This window comes from Pseudotabrizicola sediminis, assembly GCF_004745575.1.
GTDB lineage: Bacteria > Pseudomonadota > Alphaproteobacteria > Rhodobacterales > Rhodobacteraceae > Pseudotabrizicola > Pseudotabrizicola sediminis.
In genome coordinates, this window is sequence record NZ_RPEM01000008.1 from 195,059 (window position 1) to 211,432 (window position 16,374).

The following is a 16,374-nucleotide window of genomic DNA, read 5'->3' on the forward strand; positions in this document are numbered from 1 at the left end:
CCTGCCGCACAAAGAGTTACGCCCCCGGCTGGATTTGTCCAGCCGGGGGCGTCCTGCAGTTCAGACGCAGGCAGGGTCAGGATTTGAGCGACAGCACCGTGGCCACGCTAAGATCACCAAAACCGTTGAACCGCGAGTTGGTCACGGTGGAATAGGCCCCCATGCCATGCACGATCACGAAATCGCCCTCGGCAATGTCACCCGGCAGCGGAATATCGCCCGGCAGACGGTCCACCGAATCGCAGGTTGGGCCAAAGATGATGCGCGGCACCTCTTCGCCCACCCGCTTTTCGCCGGTCCCCGACAGCACTTCCATGCGGTCGATCACGCCGATCAGCGGCAGTTCGGTCAGCGTGCCGTAGACGCCATCGTTCAGGAAGATGTGGCTGTCGTCGCGCACGGCCTTGACCCGGGCCGCCAGTGTAAAGGCATCGCCGCAAAGGGCACGCCCCGGCTCGCAGATCAGCAGCGGGCGGTCGGTGCCAAAAGCCTCGGTTGCCACCCGGTCAATCAGCGCAAAGGTTTCCTCCAGCTGCGGCATCACGCCATGCAAGCGGTGGTTCGGGAAGCCGCCGCCCACGTTCAGCCGTGCAATGGTCACACCCGCCTTGCGTGCGATCTCTGCCGCCTCAAGGATATAGGCTTCCCACGCCGCCGGATCGGTGCATTGCGTGCCCGGGTGGAAGGTGATCGACGGGATAAACCCGGCCTCGGCCACAAGTTTCAGCAGGTCCACGGCCACTTCTGCCGTCGCCCCGAACTTGGCCCCGAAGTTATAGGCAGCACCCGCCACCGGCAGCTTGAAGCGCACCGAAATCTCGGTGCCCTCAGCCGGGACCATCTCGATCAGCTTGTCCAGTTCCGACCGCGAATCAACGCTGTAGGATGTCACTCCGCGCGTCACCGCATAGGCAATCTCGTGCCGCGCGCGGACCGGGTTGTTGTAATGGATGGCCGCATCGGGGGCCAGGCGGCGGATCAGGTCAATTTCGAACCCGGACGCACAGTCATAACCGCGCACACCGGCCGCAGACAGGTTTTCGATCATCTCGTCGCTGGGGTTGGACTTGACGGCATAGGTCACCATGCCCGGAAAGCCATCGATGAACCGTCGCGCTGCCGCCTGCACCACAGTGGGGGCAAAGAACAGCACCGGGTTCTCGGGCTGTTCAACACGCAGAAATTCGGTTGGATTTGTCCAGATCGTCTTCGAGAGTCCCATTGCAGTTTCCTTTCCTGCCAACAAGACGCATAGCCCTTGACCGTTGCAGTGAACGGGGCCGGGCACCAGCGTGGTTTATCTAAAACCAGGCCAGGTGCGTATGAACCGCCCTTTTCCTGCAACGTAGGATGGGGCATATGAGGCACATTCGCACCGAACAAAACTACAAATTCGGAGTCTGGGGCCGTCATTATGACGAAATCATCGGTCAAATCGTATGGATGATCTGGATCGCAACATCATCGCCCTTTTGCGGGCCGATGCGCGGCTGTCGCTGGCCATGCTGGCCCGGCGACTCAAGGTCGCCCGGTCCACCATTCAGGCCCGGCTGGAACGGCTGGAAGACAATGGCACCATCGCCGGCTACACCCTGAAACTGGGCGAAGGGGCCGACCCCAATCGCCTGCGCGCCACCGTGCTGCTGACGATCGAGCCGCGCACGCAGGCCGCCCTGCTGACCCGGCTGAAGTCGATTTCCGAGGTGGAGCGGGTGTTCACCACCTCTGGCCGGGTGGACCTCTTGTTGCAGATCGCCTGCCCCAACACCCAGGTGCTCGATCAGGTGCTCGACCAGATCGGCGCGATGACAGGCGTGCACTCGTCCGAAAGCCTGATCCACCTGAGCACCAAGATCGACAGGGCATTCTGACCGCGCCCCAGGTCGCAGGCCTCAGCCCTCTGGCCGCAGGGCAAACAGATCGACAAACGCCTGCCCCGCCACCAGATCGCCGTCAAACCGGATCATCCCCTGCGCGCTCTGCAGCAGCGGTGCCGGCCCATAGATCGCTGCCGCCAGCGCGTTGGTGCCCCCCTCAAACCGCAGGGCCGCGTCGGCTATGCCGCGCTCCACCCGGAACTGCCCCGGCGCGGTGCTGATCACAAACCGGTCTGCGCCCAGCACCATGGCCACCTGATGCTCCCCCGCCCGGTCCCGCGCGCACAAGGCCCGCATGGACAGCATCAGCGCGGTGGGGCTGATGAACAGGCGCGGGTCATGCCCGGGCATCCCCGCCCCCCAGCGGCACAGCGCGCGCAGCACCGGCCACAGGCCGTGCCCCGCTTCGGTCAGTTTGTACAGCTGCACCCGCACCGGATCGGGCAATTGCTCCCGCGCGATGATACCCAACGCCTCCAGATCCTCCAGCCGCCGGGTCAGGATATTGGCACTGATCCCCGGCAGGCCTTCGCGGACCGCGCCAAAGCGGCGCGGGCCCAGCATCAGTTCCCGCACCACCAGCAGCGCCCAACGGTCGCCGATCAGATCCAGCGCATGGGCGGCGATGCAGCCTTCGTCATAGCTTCGGCGGGTTTCGGTCACGTCAGATAACTTTTCGTTGCTTTTTGTAACTACCCTTGCCAGCCTGACCCGGCAAGACGCAAATGGAGACTCAGATGACTTATCTTGATGCCTTTGTCATTCCCGTTCCCACCAGCCGCCGCGACGACTACATCGCACATGAGGCAAAGTGGTGGTCCGAGTTCCACAAACTCGGCGCGCTTTCCTTGGTCGTTGGCTGGGGCGATGACGTGCCCCCCGGCAAACAGACCGATTTCCTGCGCTCGGTCGATCTGCAGGACGGGGAAACCGTGGTCATCGCCTGGATGACCTGGCCCGACAAGGACACCCGCAACGCGGCCTACAAAGCGATGGAAACCGCGATGTCGCCTGAAGACATGGCCGACATGCCCTTTGACGGCAAACGCATGGTTTATGGCGGTTTCGTCCCGGTTCTGATCAAGGGGGAAGCAGCATGACCGTGCAGGGCCTGCCATTCTGGTATGAACTCACCGCGTCAGAGATCCCCGCCTCCACCGCGTTTTACGGCCCGGTGATGGACTGGCAGTTCAAGGACTCCGGCGTGCCGGGGTTTGCCTACACCGTGGCCACCAAGGGCGATGCGATGACGGCAGGGCTGATGGGGCCGGACACGCCGATGCCCGAGTTCTGGATGGTCTATTTCGCGGTGGATGACTGCGACGCCACCGCTGCCCGCGTCACCGCCCTCGGCGGTGCCATCCACCGCGCGCCGGAAGATGTGCCCGGCACAGGGCGGTTCGCCATTGTGACCGACCCTCAAGGCGCGGTCTTCGGCCTGATGCAGCCCGAAGACGGCCAGCCCGGCACGGCCTATTCCCTCTCGATGCAGGTCGGGCACGCCAACTGGCACGAGCTGCAAACCTCCGACCCCGCCGCCGCCCTGACCTTCTACACCACGTTGCTCGGCTGGACCGCCGGTCAGGCGATGGACATGGGTGCCGAGGGCATCTACCAGATGGTCTGTCTGCCGCATGGCGACATTGGCGGCCTGATGCCCCTGTCGCAACCCGGCATCCCGCCGCATTGGCTGCCGATCTTCGGCACCGACAGCATCGCCGCCGCCATGGCGCGCATCGCCAGCGGGGGCGGCACCACATTGCATGGCCCGATGGAAGTGCCCGGCGGGGCCTTCGTCTGCTACGCCGCCGACCCACACGGCGCGACGTTCGGCCTCGTCGGCCCGCCCTGACCCCCTTGGCCTTTGCCCCCATATTCGCTAAGTCCCCTGCAACCGCAGAGGATAATGCCCATGCCGATGGAAAAGACCTTCAACGCCGCCGAGGCCGAGGCCCGGATCTCCGCGCTCTGGCTCTCGGAAAATGCCTTCCGCGCCGGGGCCAATGCCAAACCCGGCCACCCTGCCTTTTCCGTCATGATCCCGCCGCCCAATGTCACCGGCAGCCTGCACATGGGCCATGCCTTCAACAACACCCTGCAGGATATCCTGACCCGCTGGCACCGGATGAAGGGTGACGACACGCTCTGGCAACCCGGCACCGACCATGCCGGGATCGCGACGCAAATGGTGACCGAACGCGAGATGGCAAAAAACGGCGAACCCAGCCGTCGCGACATCGGGCGCGACGCCTTCACCCTCAAGGTCTGGGAGCAAAAGCGATCCTCGCGCGGCACCATCATCGGCCAGCTGCAACGCCTTGGGGCAAGCTGCGACTGGGACCGCGAGGCCTTTACCATGTCGGGCGCGCCGAATGCGCCAGCGGGCGAAGAAGGCAATTTCCACGACGCCGTGATCAAGGTGTTTGTGGAGATGTACCACAAGGGCCTGATCTACCGCGGCAAACGGCTGGTGAACTGGGACCCGCATTTTGAAACCGCCATCTCCGACCTCGAAGTCGAAAACATCGAAGTCGCGGGCCATATGTGGCACTTCAAATACCGTCTGGCAGGCGGGGAAACCTATGACTACGTCGAGAAAGACGAAAACGGCGCAGTCACCTTGCGCGAAACCCGCGACTATATCTCCATCGCCACCACCCGGCCCGAAACCATGCTGGGCGACGGTGCCGTTGCCGTCCACCCGTCAGACGCACGCTATGCGCCCATCGTCGGCAAGATGGTCCACCTGCCGCTGTGTGACCGCCTGATCCCGATCATTGCCGATGACTACCCCGACCCGACCTTTGGGAGCGGAGCCGTGAAGATCACCGGCGCGCATGACTTCAACGACTACGGCGTGGCCAAACGCGCAAACCTGCCCTGCTACCGCCTGATGGACACGCGCGGCGCGATGCGCACCGACGGCGCGCCCTATGCCGAAGCCGTCGCCCGCGCCCGCGAGATCGCGGCTGGCGCGCCCACGTCCGAGGTGGAAGTCGACAGCCTCAACCTCGTCCCCGAAAAGTACCGTGGCCTTGATCGGTTCGAGGCGCGCAAACAGGTGATCGCCGACATCAACGCCATCGGCCTGTCCGTCACCACGCTGGTCAAACAGATCGACCCCGAAACCGGCAGTGAACACCTGACCCGCGAGCCGGTGGTCGAGGCGAAAAAGATCATGCAGCCCTTCGGCGACCGCTCGAAAGTGGTGATCGAGCCGATGCTGACCGACCAATGGTTTGTCGACACGGCGAAAATCGTCGGCCCCGCGCTGGACGCGGTGCGCACCGGCAAAACCCGCATCATCCCGGAATCGGGCGAGAAAACCTATTACCACTGGCTGGAAAACATCGAACCATGGTGCATCAGCCGCCAGTTGTGGTGGGGGCATCAGATTCCGGTGTGGTATGGGCCGGATAGAGACGATGTAACTAATGAAGCCGATGCTGGGGGGGATCGCTTTTCTGAGGCTGGTGTTAGAACCAGAGCGTTCTGTGCATCCACCAAAGCGGAAGCTCAGCGGCTTGCCGAGGCATATTATGGCGGGACTACCAAAGTCAGTTTCGTTGAAGATCATCAGTTCTTGGATGAGCATCGTCGCCAATCGCTGTTTATCATTGGTTCAGATACAATTTTTCTTTCTCGTGACCCCGACGTGCTCGACACATGGTTCTCCTCCGGCCTCTGGCCCATCGGCACGCTGGGCTGGCCGGAGCAGACCCCGGAATTGCAACGGTATTTCCCCACCTCCACCCTGATCACCGGGCAGGACATCATCTTCTTCTGGGTCGCCCGGATGATGATGATGCAGTTGGCTGTTGTGGACGATGTGCCGTTCAGGACCGTTTACCTGCACGGCCTCGTCCGCGACGCCAAGGGCAAGAAGATGTCGAAATCCCTGGGCAACGTCATCGACCCGCTGGAGATCATCGACGAATACGGCGCCGACGCTTTGCGGTTTGCCAATGCCGCCATGGCCTCGCTTGGTGGCGTGCTGAAACTGGATACCGCGCGCATCGCAGGCTACCGCAACTTCGGCACCAAACTGTGGAACGCCTGCCGCTTTGCCGAAATGAACGGCGTGTGGGAAGGGCATGCCACGCAGGCCCAGCCGCCACAGGCCAGCGCCACGGTGAACAAATGGATCATCGGCGAGACCGCCAAAGCCGCGTCTGAGGTTTCCGAAGCGCTGGAAAACTACCGCTTCGATCAGGCCGCCGACACGCTTTACAAATTCGTCTGGGGCAAGGTCTGCGACTGGTATGTCGAATTCGCCAAGCCGCTGTTCGATGGCGAACAGGCGGACGAGACGCGGGAAACCATGGCATGGGTGCTGGATCAGTCCATGATCCTGCTGCACCCGATGATGCCGTTTATCACCGAAGAACTGTGGTCCACCACCGGCACGCGGGCAAAACGGCTGGTCCATACCGACTGGCCCGCCCTGCCCGCCACCCTGATCGACGCGCCCTCGATGGCAGAGATGACATGGGTCACCACCCTGATCGACGACATCCGCTCTGCCCGCACGCAAGTACACGTGCCGGCGGGCCTGAAACTCGATCTGGTGGCCACGGCGATGACAGATGCAGCACAGACCGCATGGGCCAATAACGAACCGCTGATCCGCCGCCTCGCCCGGATCGAAACCCTGACCCGTACAGACACCGCGCCGAAAGGCGCTATCACCGTGGCCGCCGAAGGGGCCACTTTCGCCATCCCTCTGGAAGGCGTGATCGACATCGCCGAGGAAAAGGCCCGGCTGCAAAAGACCCTCGACAAGCTGGCCAAGGAAATCGGCGGGCTGAACGGCAGGCTGAACAACCCTGCCTTCGTCGCCTCCGCCCCGGAAGATGTGGTTGAGGAATGCCGCACCAACCTCGACGCACGCGAGGATGAAGCCGCCAAACTCCGCGCCGCCATGACCCGCCTGTCCGAAATCGGCTGACCGGCACACATGTGCCCGCCGGGGGAGCCTCCGGCGGGGATATTTAAGAACAGATGAAAGTGCTGGCTTTCAGCTGTTCACAAATATCCTCGGGGGGATGAGGGGCGAAGCGACGAAGAGGGCAGACAGCCCCCCTTTCCAACCCCGGCCACGGAGCGCTTCGGAGGCCAGAGTGCTAAGACCACGTTAAAGCGCCAAATCAACCTGTTGATATCATTGCGCCTCTCCCTCTGCACCACAGGGGGAAGCCCCCTTGCCCCCCGCCGCAATTCCGGCCACTCTGCCGGAATCATGACCCGCTTTCTGACCCCCCTCGCCACCACCCTGCCCGCCACCGTCCCCTTCACCGGGCCAGAGACGATGGAGCGGCAGCAGGGTCACCCCTTCCGCGCCCGGTTGGGGGCCAATGAAAGCCTGTTCGGTCCCTCCCCGCGCGCCATCGCCGCGATGACGGCGGCGGTGTCGGAGGTCTGGATGTATGCCGACCCCGAAAGCCACGATCTCAAAGCGGCGCTTGCCCGCCACCACGGCGTCACACCCGGGCATCTTGTGCTCGGTGGTGGGATCGACGGGTTGCTGGGCCTTTTGTGCCGCTTGACGCTGGAACCGGGTACGCCGGTGGTCACGTCGCTGGGGGCCTACCCGACCTTCAATTTCCACGTCAGAGGCTTTGGCGGCACCCTGCACCGCGTGCCCTACCGGGGCGATCATGAAGACCCGCAAGCCCTGCTGGATGCCGCCCGCCAGACCGGGGCGCGGCTGATCTACCTGGCCAACCCCGACAACCCGATGGGCAGCCATCACCCGGCGGCGGTGATCGAGGATATGGTCGCCAACCTGCCCGACCACAGCCTGCTGGTGCTGGACGAGGCTTATGCCGATCTGGCCCCCGAAGGCAGCATCCCGAACATCCCGCCCGATCATCCTCAGGTGATCCGCCTGCGCACCTTTTCCAAAGGCTATGGCATGGCAGGGGCCCGGGTGGGCTATGCCATCACCGAGCCCGGCCTGGCGCAGGCCTTTGACAAGGTGCGGGATCATTTCGGAATGGGCCGCGTGGCCCAGATCGGCGCGCTTGCTGCCTTGCAGGATCAGGACTGGCTGGCAAAGGTACAGCAGCGCGTGGTCACCGCCCGCGCCCGTGTCACGGCCATCGCAGCGGCAAGCGGGTTGCGCGCGCTGCCCTCAGCGACCAATTTCGTTACCGTAGACTGCGGGCAGAGCGGCGACCACGCCCGCGCCATCCTGCGCGAGACGGTGGCGCGGGGGGTGTTCATCCGCATGCCGGGGGTTGCCCCGCTGGACCGCTGCATCCGCATCAGCCTTGGCGACGATGCGGCGCTGGATGTGCTGGAAGAGGTGCTGCCGCAGGCAGTTGCTGCGGCAGGCTGATCATTCCGCAGCGATACCCGGCTTCGCCGCGCCAATTGCAGGGGCCGGGCCGGACGGCACCTGCGCGGAGCCGAGCTTCAGCGCCGGAGCCTCGGCATCGGGCGTGGCGCGCAGGGTGCCGAATGGGACGGCGGGTTCGGACATCTCCGCAGCCTCGACCACCCGGCGGAACACCAGCATGTTTTGATAAGTTGTTCTGGTCCCGGTCAGACCCGCGCGTTCGTCACAGGGCAAGGTGTCGGCGCGCACATAGTCCCACCCTTCGGCCCCAAGGCTGTTCATCAGCTGGGTCAGCGTCTGGGCGAAACGGTCTTCGGTCGTCTTGACACCGCGAAGCTTCTCACCCCGTTTTGGTGCCGGTATGACCTTGTATTCAAAGCGCTGCATGATGGCTCCCGCAGAATTTCCAGATTGCACGATAGCCGGTTTCTCCGGCAAGGACCAAGCCTTGCGCGCACTTTTTCGGCATCACAGGCAGGTGCGCCACAGCGGCCCCATTTGGGAGCTGGCGGGGACAAAGGCGCAAGCCCTAGCGGGTGACCATCTTTGGCGACCCGGTGAACAGCGCCAGCACGGCGGTCTCCAGCGCATCGGCGGTGGCTTCGTCTTCAAAATCGGGGGCCAGGCTGCGCGCGGCCTGCAGGTGCTGGCGCAGGGTCGTCGCAAGGCTGCGGGGGTCGGGGCACAGTGGCGAGTGGCACAGGGCCAGCAGGATGTCAGCCATGGCCAGATGCGCAGCGGCAGAGGGTACAACCAACGCCTCGGCCTGTGCCTCTTGCGCGCGGATCAGCTGACGATAGCTGAGGTCCGGGTCACCCGCATCCTCTGGCAGTGGCAGCCAGGCCTGGGCAAGCGCGGCCCACAGCGTGGCCCGCTCGGTCGCGGTGATCTGCGGCGCGTCAACCATCGCCCGCAGTTTGGCCACCGACCGCGCCCGCAGGTCACGCGCAGGTCTGCCGGTCAGAACCTGCGCCTTGGCCCGCAAGGCGCGGCCCAGCAGGGTCGCCACCTCAGGCGAATTCGGCAGCCGTTCCAGCGCGGCAATCGCCCGGTTCAGCGGGGCGTGGCAGGCCGGCGGGTTCAGCGCCAGCCCCATCTTCACGTCGCCGCGCGCCCGCGCCAGAAGCGAGGCATCATCACGGCCAAGGGCCGCGCGGAAGCGGCCCGTCACTGTCACAGCCCCAGTTTCTGCGCCACCATCGCATTGACGACGGCGGGGTTGGCCTTGCCCCCGGTGGCTTTGAGCACCTGTCCTGTGAACCATCCTGCCAGCTTGGCATTCTGCTTGGCCTTTTCCACCTGCCCGGGGTTGGCAGCGATCAGCGCATCCAGCGCGCGTTCAATCTCACCCGTATCCGTCACGGCCTTCATGCCGTGCTTCGCAGCCTGTTCAGCCGGGTCGCCGCCTTCGGTCCACAGGATTTCGAACAGGTCCTTGGCCATCTTGCCGGTGATCTCGCCCTTGGCCAGCAGGTCAAGCATTCCGCCCAGTTGTGCGGCAGAGACCGGGCTGTCGGCAATGGCGAGGCCGACCTTGTTCAAGCGACCAAACAGTTCGTTGATCACCCAGTTGGCGGCGGTTTTACCGTCACGGCCTTGTGCCACCGACTCGAAGAAACCGGCGGAATCGAGGTCGGCGGTCAGCACATTGGCATCGTAATCGGTCAGGCCGAAATCGCCCATGAAGCGGGCTTTTTTCGCATCGGGCAGTTCGGGCATGCGGGCCGCGATGTCATCGACCCAAGCCTGCTCGATCTCCAGCGGCAAGAGGTCGGGGTCGGGGAAATAGCGATAATCGAACGCCTCTTCCTTAGACCGCATCGAGCGGGTTTCGTTCTTGTCCGGGTCATAGAGCCGCGTTTCCTGATCGACCTTGCCGCCATCTTCCAGAATGGCGATCTGGCGGCGGGCCTCAAAGTCAATGGCCAGCTGGATGAACCGCATCGAGTTCATGTTCTTGATCTCGCACCGGGTGCCCAGATGCGAGAAATCCTGCGTGGCCTGATACTTCTCATACTGGCCGGGGCGGCAAACCGATACGTTCACGTCCGCCCGCAGGTTGCCGTTCTGCATGTTGCCGTCGCAGGTGCCCAGATAGCGCAGGATCTGGCGCAGCTTGGCGACGTATGCCGCCGCTTCCTCTGGCCCGCGGATGTCGGGGCGGCTGACGATTTCCATCAGCGCAACGCCCGTGCGGTTGAGATCGACGAAAGACATTGCCGGGTCCATGTCGTGGATGGATTTTCCCGCGTCCTGCTCAAGGTGGATCCGCTCGATCCGCACCAGACGAGCCACACCGGGCGACAGTTCGACCAGCACCTCGCCCTCACCCACGATGGGGTGATAGAGCTGGCTGATCTGATAGCCCTGCGGAAGGTCGGGGTAGAAATAGTTCTTGCGGTCAAAGGCCGAGAACAGGTTGATCTGCGCTTTCAGCCCAAGCCCGGTGCGCACCGCCTGTTCGACGCAGAAGTCGTTGATCACCGGCAGCATGCCCGGCATCGCGGCATCCACAAAGGCCACGTTGGAATTAGGCTCGGCGCCAAAGGTGGTCGACGCCCCGGAAAACAGCTTGGCGTTTGACGACACCTGCGCATGAATTTCCATCCCGATGACAAGTTCCCAATCGTGCTTTGCCCCGGCAATCACCTTTGGGGTCGGCGCGGTATAGGTCAGGTCCAGCATGGCGCACTCCTTCACGTTTCCATTGTCTTTAGGCGGCGAAGCGCCGTGGAGCAAGGGGTGGCGCGGGCGGATTGACGCCGATCGGCGGGGGGTGGGCTTGCCTGACAGGGGTCAGACAGCCTAACGCCACAGGGCCGTGCACAGAGGTGCGGTGCTGCCCATGGTTGGTCTGATGCGTTTTCCCCTATCGCTTGTTGCCGTTTCGGTACTCCTTCTGGCCGGCTGCGTGGCCGGAGCATCTGGAAAAGACTCAAGCGAACAACCGGTCATGCGGTGGGACCACCGACCCGAGGCGGCGGCATGGACGCAGACCTCGATGAACGTGATCGCCGCGAATGATGCGGTGCTGGCGGCAAAGGTTCCGGCCGATATCGAAGGCTGGTGCCCCGGGTATGACGACGCGTCGATGACCGAACGCCGGGCCTTCTGGGCGGGCCTTCTGTCGGCCACCGCCAAACATGAAAGCACGTGGAACCCCAAGGCTTCGGGTGCGGGCGGGCGTTATATCGGGCTGATGCAGATCTCACCACAGACGGCGCGCGCCTATGGCTGCGCCGCGACGACGTCGACGGACCTGAAGAATGGCGAGGCCAATCTGGCCTGCGCAATCCGCATCATGTCGAAACAGGTGGGGCGTGACGGTGTGGTTGCGGGCGGCGGCAACAAGGGCATCGGGCGCGACTGGGGGCCGTTCCGGTCGGCATCGAAGCGGTCTGACATCGCGGGCTGGACCAAGTCGCAAGAGTATTGCGCCAGCTGAGCTTCTTGCCGAGGCCGCTTGCAGGTTCTATCTCTACGCCATGTTTGAACGTCTCCTCTCTGGCCTACTGGCCCCTTCGCCTGCGCGCTTGCCCGAACCGGATGCGCGCCTTGCCCTTGCTGCGCTGATGGTGCGCCTTGCGCGCTCTGACGGGCAGTACACCGATATCGAGATCGCCCAGATCGACCGGGTTCTGGCAGCCTTGCACGGCCTGTCGCCCTTTGCCGCCGCCGGGCTGCGCACGCAGGCCGAGGTGCTGGAGGCCGAGGCCCCCGACACCGTGCGCTTTACCCGTGCGATCAAGGCCGCGACCGAGCAGGATGACCGCGCCAGCCTGTTGCAGGCGCTGTGGTCTGTTGCCCTGTCAGACGGCGCGCGCGATGCCGAAGAAGACCGGCTGCTGCGGCTGGTGACCAATCTGCTGGGGCTGACGGATGTGGATTCGGCCCTTGCGCGGCAGCGGGCGGCCAAGGCGTGATCGCCTCGCTTGGCATGTATGACCTGCCGCCGATGGTGGCGGCAAATGATGCGCTATGGTCGCTTGTCCGCGATGGGGCACGGGCACAGGGGATTGCCGCGCCAGACGCGCTGACACGGGGCGACGCAGCCTATTGGCCGGCATGGGCCTCGCCCGACCTGCTGCTGTCACAGACCTGTGGCCTGCCGTTCCGGGCGGAACTGCATCCCCATGTCACGCTGATCGGCACGCCGGATTATGGGGTGAAGGGCTGCCCGCCCGGTTACTATCGGTCCGTCCTGATTGCACGGGCCGACGATTCGCGCGCCACTGAGGCAGACTTCGCCACAGCTCGGCTGGCGATCAACGAAGCCCTGTCGCAATCGGGTTGGGCTGCTGTCTATCAGCACTTTCATGACCTTGGCCTTGTCGTGGCACCCAGCCTTGAAACCGGCGGGCACCGCGCCAGCGCCCTTGCGGTGGTTGAGGGGCTGGCCGATGTTGCCGCGATAGATGCGGTGACTTGGTCCCTGCTGACCCGGCATGAGAATTTCACCCGCCGCCTGCGCGTGTTTGGTCAGACCGCCCCTACGCCCGGCCTGCCCGTGATCACCGCTCAAGGCGCGCAGGCCGATGTGCTGTTTGACTGCGTGGCCGGGGCCATCCGGGCGCTGACCGCCGATCAGCGCCACACGCTTGGCTTGCGTGGGCTGGTCCGCATTCCGGCAAATGCCTACCTTGCGCTGCCCATCCCGCCTGCGCCTGCCCAATTTGGTGGCACAATGTGACCAAAGCTGCGGCAAATGCCGCTGCGTTTGTCACAAAGGGCGTTGCAATGGCGCTGAACTTGCGCCCTATTTGCTCAACCTTAACTCCCAAGCGAGGCCCAGTGACCGCCGCCCCCCTGCCCCCCTCTCCGGCCACGCAGAACACCCCGGTGATCGATATCCATGGCTTGCACAAAGCCTATGGCTCGCTGGAGGTTCTGAAAGGTGTCGATCTGAAGGCCCCGCGCGGGCATGTGATCAGCCTGATCGGATCGTCAGGTTCGGGCAAATCGACCCTGCTGCGCTGCTGCAACCTGCTGGAAGACAGCCAACAAGGCGACATCCGGTTCGAGGGGGAATCCGTGCGCTGGAAGGGCGAGGGCGCAAACCGCCATCCGGCAGACCGGGCGCAGGTCACCCGCATCCGCACCAACCTGTCGATGGTGTTTCAGCAGTTCAACCTGTGGTCCCACATGACCATTCTGCAAAACGTGATGGAAGCGCCCGTGACCGTGCTGAAACGCGATCCGGCCGAGGTCGAGGCGAAGGCGCGCGAATATCTGGCCAAGGTCGGTATCGCCGACAAGGCCGATGCCTGGCCCGCCATGCTGTCGGGCGGCCAGCAGCAGCGGGCGGCCATCGCGCGGGCGCTGTGCATGGAACCCCGCGCCCTATTGTTCGATGAGCCGACCTCTGCGCTGGACCCAGAACTGGAACAAGAGGTGATCCGCGTGATCAAGGCGCTTGCCGAAGAGGGGCGCACGATGATTCTGGTCACCCATGACATGAAGCTGGCCGCCGACTGTTCCGACCACGTCATCTTTCTGCATCAAGGGGTGATCGAAGAGCAGGGTCCGCCCGCCACCTTGTTCACAAACCCGCAGACCGCACGTTTGCGTGGCTTTCTTTCTGCCACGGCCTGAGTTTACACTTGAACCATAACAACAGCTTACCACTGGGGAGACACTTATGAAAAAGCTGCTGACCGCAACTGCGCTTGTGGCGCTGATGGCCGGGGGGGCATCCGCCCAACAGACCGTCCGCATGGGCACCGAGGGCGCCTACCCGCCCTTCAACTTCATCAATGACAGTGGTGAGGTTGACGGGTTCGAACGCGAGCTGGGCGACGAGCTGTGCGCGCGTGCCGAGCTGACCTGTGAATGGGTCACCACCGACTGGGATTCGATCATCCCGAACCTGCAGTCCGGCAACTATGACACCATCATCGCCGGCATGAACATCAACGAGGAACGGTCGAAGATCATCTCGTTCACCCAGAACTACACGCCCCCAGCCCCTTCGGCCTATGTCGGGCTGACGCCGGATGTTGACGTTGAGGGCGGCGTGATTGCCGCACAGGTCAACACCATTCAGTCGGGCCATATTGCCTCGGCAGGCGCGACCCTGCTGGAATTCGCCACCCCTGATGAAACCGTTGCCGCCGTGCGCAACGGCGAGGCGGATGCGGTGTTTGCCGACAAGGACTATCTGGCCCCCATCGTGGCCGAATCGGGCGATGCGCTGGTGTTTGTCGGCGAAGATGTGGTGCTGGGGGCCGGTGTCGGCATGGGCCTGCGCCAGTCGGACACCGAGCTGCGCGGCAAGTTTGATGCCGCCATCACCTCGATGAAGGAAGATGGCACGTTGAACACCCTGATCAAAAAGTGGTTCGGCGACGACGCGGACGTGTTCTGATGACACTGCCCCCGCGCGAAAGCAGTGCGGGGGCAACGTCCCACCTGTGAAATTGGCCCATGTTTGAAATCTGCGCTGATCCCAAATCGCTGGAAGGCCTGACATGGCTGTCGTGCTACCTGACCTCAGGCAAGCACATGAACATGTATTGGGCGTTCGGCACTGTGCTTTTGTTGCTGGCGGTGACAGCACCCATTGCCATGCTGTTCGGGTTTTTCGGCGCGATGGCGGCGCGCAGCCAGTTTTTCGTGCTGCGGCTGATCGGCAAGGGCTACACCGGCATGGTGCGCGGTGTGCCCGATATCGTGTTCTTTCTGTTTTTCGTCATCGCGCTGGATCAGGGCATCGAATACCTGATGCATCTTGTCCGCTGCCCGGACTGGACGGACCCCGTGCGCAACGGGCTGGAGTTCCGGGTCTGTCCGCAGGCGAAAGTGCCGCTGAATTCCGCGCCACAGACGGTGCATCAGTTTTACGGCTTCATGCTGGCGGTGCTGACCTTCGCGCTGGTGTTCGGGGCCTTTGCCGCCAATGTGCTTTATGGCGCGATGCAGGCCGTGCCACGCGCCCAGCTGGAAACCGCCGAAGCCTATGGTCTGAGCCAGAGTCAGGTCTTCCGCCGGGTGCTGGTGCCGCAGATGTGGGTCTATGCCCTGCCCGGCCTGTCGAACCTGTGGCTGATCCTGATCAAGGCGACGCCTTTGCTGTTCCTGCTGGGGGTGCAGGATATCGTCTACTGGGCGCGCGAGCTGGGCAGCGCCAAGACGCAGGCCTTTGACTATCCGCACCCCGACTGGCGGCTGTATTACTTCCTGGCCCTGCTGGTGTTTTACCTGGCCTTCACCCGCGTGTCTGAAATCGTGCTGAACCGCATTTCCGCCCGCCTGTCCAAGGGGCAGGCCACAGCAGCGGGCGAAGCCATGCGCAAGGCGGGCATATGACCTGTTGGGAAACCATCGGCGCCTATGCCTTCCGCTCGCTCGGCTATGGCGAACGGCTGCTGCCGCGCACCGATTTCACCCTGTGTCAGCAATTCACGCTGATCGGGTCGGGGATGATCTGGAACGTGTATTTCGGCGTGGTCGCCCTGGCTTTCGGGTTTCTTCTGGCCAATGCCATCGCATTCGCCAAGGCATCGCACAGCCCGCTGGTGCGCAAGCCCGCCGAATGGTTCATCTTCCTGTTCCGCGGCTCGCCCTTGTTCATCCAGTTCTTTCTGGCCTACGAGGCGCTGCAGATGCTGCCCCGCGCCGGGATCGATGTGTTCGGCATCACGGTACAAACCTCATGGACCACCAAGGCCTGGGCCGGGGCGCTGTTCGTGCTGTTCCTGAACACCGCCGCCTATTCGGCCGAGATATTTCACGGCGCGCTGCGATCCATCCCCAAGGGCGACCTGGAGGCGGCAGAGGCGTATGGTCTGACCGGCTTTGCCAAGTTCCGCCGCATCCAGTGGCCAACCATGCTGCGTCTGGCGTGGCCCGCCTATACCAACGAGGCGATCTTTCTGTTTCACTCTACCACGCTGGTGTTCTTCTCGGGCTTTCCTGCGTTTCAGCAGCGTGGCGATGCGCTGTATTATGCCAGCTATTTCGCAGACAAGACCTTCAACCCCTTTGTGTCCTATCCAATCGTCGCCGGGTACTTCATCGCGCTGACCCTGCTGCTGATCTGGCTGTTCAGCGCCATCAACACCCGCCTGAACCGGCACTTGCCATCTAATATGGGAGGTAAAATTCGCTTGCGTCCTCAGGTGATCAGATAGTAGCGTCTATTTGATCAAATTATTCGGG

Annotated in this window: 17 protein-coding genes; 12 read left to right on the forward strand and 5 right to left on the reverse strand. The window is 63.5% G+C overall.

Going from position 1 to position 16,374, the window contains the following annotated elements; genetic code table 11:
* Positions 1–76: 76 nt before the first annotated feature.
* On the reverse strand, positions 77–1,222 hold the full coding sequence (locus tag EEB11_RS13310) for a type III PLP-dependent enzyme (RefSeq protein WP_135432089.1): 1,146 nt from the start codon (positions 1,220–1,222) through the stop codon (positions 77–79).
* A gap of 217 nt (positions 1,223–1,439) precedes the next feature.
* Here EEB11_RS13310 and EEB11_RS13315 point away from each other — a divergent pair, with 217 nt between their 5' ends.
* A complete protein-coding gene (locus tag EEB11_RS13315) occupies positions 1,440–1,871 on the forward strand; it encodes an Lrp/AsnC family transcriptional regulator (RefSeq protein ID WP_135432090.1) in 432 nt (143 codons plus the stop codon).
* A 21-nt stretch (positions 1,872–1,892) separates the two neighbouring features.
* Here the strand turns inward: EEB11_RS13315 and EEB11_RS13320 are convergent, their stop codons facing one another.
* A complete protein-coding gene (locus tag EEB11_RS13320; RefSeq protein ID WP_245298904.1) occupies positions 1,893–2,540 on the reverse strand; it encodes a winged helix-turn-helix transcriptional regulator in 648 nt (215 codons plus the stop codon).
* Between the two features lie 74 nt (positions 2,541–2,614).
* Between EEB11_RS13320 and EEB11_RS13325 the strand changes: the two genes are divergently transcribed.
* The 4 genes from EEB11_RS13325 to EEB11_RS13340 all read left to right on the forward strand — a co-directional run bounded on the left by EEB11_RS13325 (position 2,615) and on the right by EEB11_RS13340 (position 8,217).
* Positions 2,615–2,977 (forward strand): DUF1428 domain-containing protein, encoded by a 363-nt coding sequence (locus EEB11_RS13325; protein WP_135432092.1) that lies wholly within the window; start codon positions 2,615–2,617, stop codon positions 2,975–2,977.
* Positions 2,974–3,729 carry a VOC family protein gene (locus tag EEB11_RS13330; protein ID WP_135432093.1) on the forward strand — a complete coding sequence of 252 codons (756 nt, stop codon included), beginning with the start codon at positions 2,974–2,976 and terminating at the stop codon, positions 3,727–3,729. The genes EEB11_RS13325 and EEB11_RS13330 overlap by 4 nt, the downstream gene beginning before the upstream one ends.
* Positions 3,730–3,789: 60 nt before the next feature.
* Complete coding sequence (locus EEB11_RS13335) at positions 3,790–6,825, forward strand: valine--tRNA ligase (protein ID WP_135432094.1); 3,036 nt, start codon at positions 3,790–3,792, stop codon at positions 6,823–6,825.
* A 291-nt stretch (positions 6,826–7,116) separates the two neighbouring features.
* Complete coding sequence (locus EEB11_RS13340; RefSeq protein WP_135432095.1) at positions 7,117–8,217, forward strand: pyridoxal phosphate-dependent aminotransferase; 1,101 nt, start codon at positions 7,117–7,119, stop codon at positions 8,215–8,217.
* On the opposite strand, the gene EEB11_RS13345 is transcribed toward EEB11_RS13340, so the two are convergent.
* From EEB11_RS13345 to gatB, 3 genes are all read right to left on the reverse strand, one after another.
* The gene (locus EEB11_RS13345) at positions 8,218–8,604 is read right to left on the reverse strand and encodes a DUF4177 domain-containing protein (RefSeq protein WP_135432096.1); all 387 of its coding nucleotides are present in this window, start codon (positions 8,602–8,604) and stop codon (positions 8,218–8,220) included.
* A 142-nt stretch (positions 8,605–8,746) separates the two neighbouring features.
* Positions 8,747–9,388 carry a hypothetical protein gene (locus EEB11_RS13350; protein WP_135432097.1) on the reverse strand — a complete coding sequence of 214 codons (642 nt, stop codon included), beginning with the start codon at positions 9,386–9,388 and terminating at the stop codon, positions 8,747–8,749.
* 2 nt (positions 9,389–9,390) lie between these two features.
* Positions 9,391–10,902 carry an Asp-tRNA(Asn)/Glu-tRNA(Gln) amidotransferase subunit GatB gene (gatB, locus tag EEB11_RS13355; protein WP_135432098.1) on the reverse strand — a complete coding sequence of 504 codons (1,512 nt, stop codon included), beginning with the start codon at positions 10,900–10,902 and terminating at the stop codon, positions 9,391–9,393.
* 268 nt (positions 10,903–11,170) lie between these two features.
* Here gatB and EEB11_RS13360 point away from each other — a divergent pair, with 268 nt between their 5' ends.
* The 7 genes from EEB11_RS13360 (at position 11,171) to EEB11_RS13390 (ending at position 16,346) form a co-directional block, all read left to right on the forward strand.
* Entirely contained in the window at positions 11,171–11,662 is a 492-nt protein-coding gene (locus EEB11_RS13360) for a transglycosylase SLT domain-containing protein (protein ID WP_354002101.1), read from the forward strand.
* A 40-nt stretch (positions 11,663–11,702) separates the two neighbouring features.
* Positions 11,703–12,140, forward strand: coding sequence for a tellurite resistance TerB family protein (locus EEB11_RS13365; protein ID WP_135432100.1), 438 nt, complete (start codon positions 11,703–11,705; stop codon positions 12,138–12,140).
* Positions 12,137–12,907: a phosphate/phosphite/phosphonate ABC transporter substrate-binding protein gene (locus EEB11_RS13370; RefSeq protein ID WP_135432101.1), complete on the forward strand. Its 771-nt coding sequence runs from the start codon at positions 12,137–12,139 to the stop codon at positions 12,905–12,907. The genes EEB11_RS13365 and EEB11_RS13370 overlap by 4 nt, the downstream gene beginning before the upstream one ends.
* Positions 12,908–13,008: 101 nt before the next feature.
* Entirely contained in the window at positions 13,009–13,809 is an 801-nt protein-coding gene (locus EEB11_RS13375) for an ABC transporter ATP-binding protein (protein ID WP_280950278.1), read from the forward strand.
* A gap of 46 nt (positions 13,810–13,855) precedes the next feature.
* Positions 13,856–14,581, forward strand: a complete 726-nt coding sequence (locus tag EEB11_RS13380) for a transporter substrate-binding domain-containing protein (RefSeq protein ID WP_135432103.1) — start codon at positions 13,856–13,858, stop codon at positions 14,579–14,581.
* A gap of 59 nt (positions 14,582–14,640) precedes the next feature.
* Positions 14,641–15,522, forward strand: coding sequence for an ABC transporter permease (locus EEB11_RS13385; RefSeq protein ID WP_135432104.1), 882 nt, complete (start codon positions 14,641–14,643; stop codon positions 15,520–15,522).
* Positions 15,519–16,346, forward strand: a complete 828-nt coding sequence (locus tag EEB11_RS13390) for an ABC transporter permease (RefSeq protein WP_135432105.1) — start codon at positions 15,519–15,521, stop codon at positions 16,344–16,346. The genes EEB11_RS13385 and EEB11_RS13390 overlap by 4 nt, the downstream gene beginning before the upstream one ends.
* Positions 16,347–16,374: the final 28 nt, after the last annotated feature.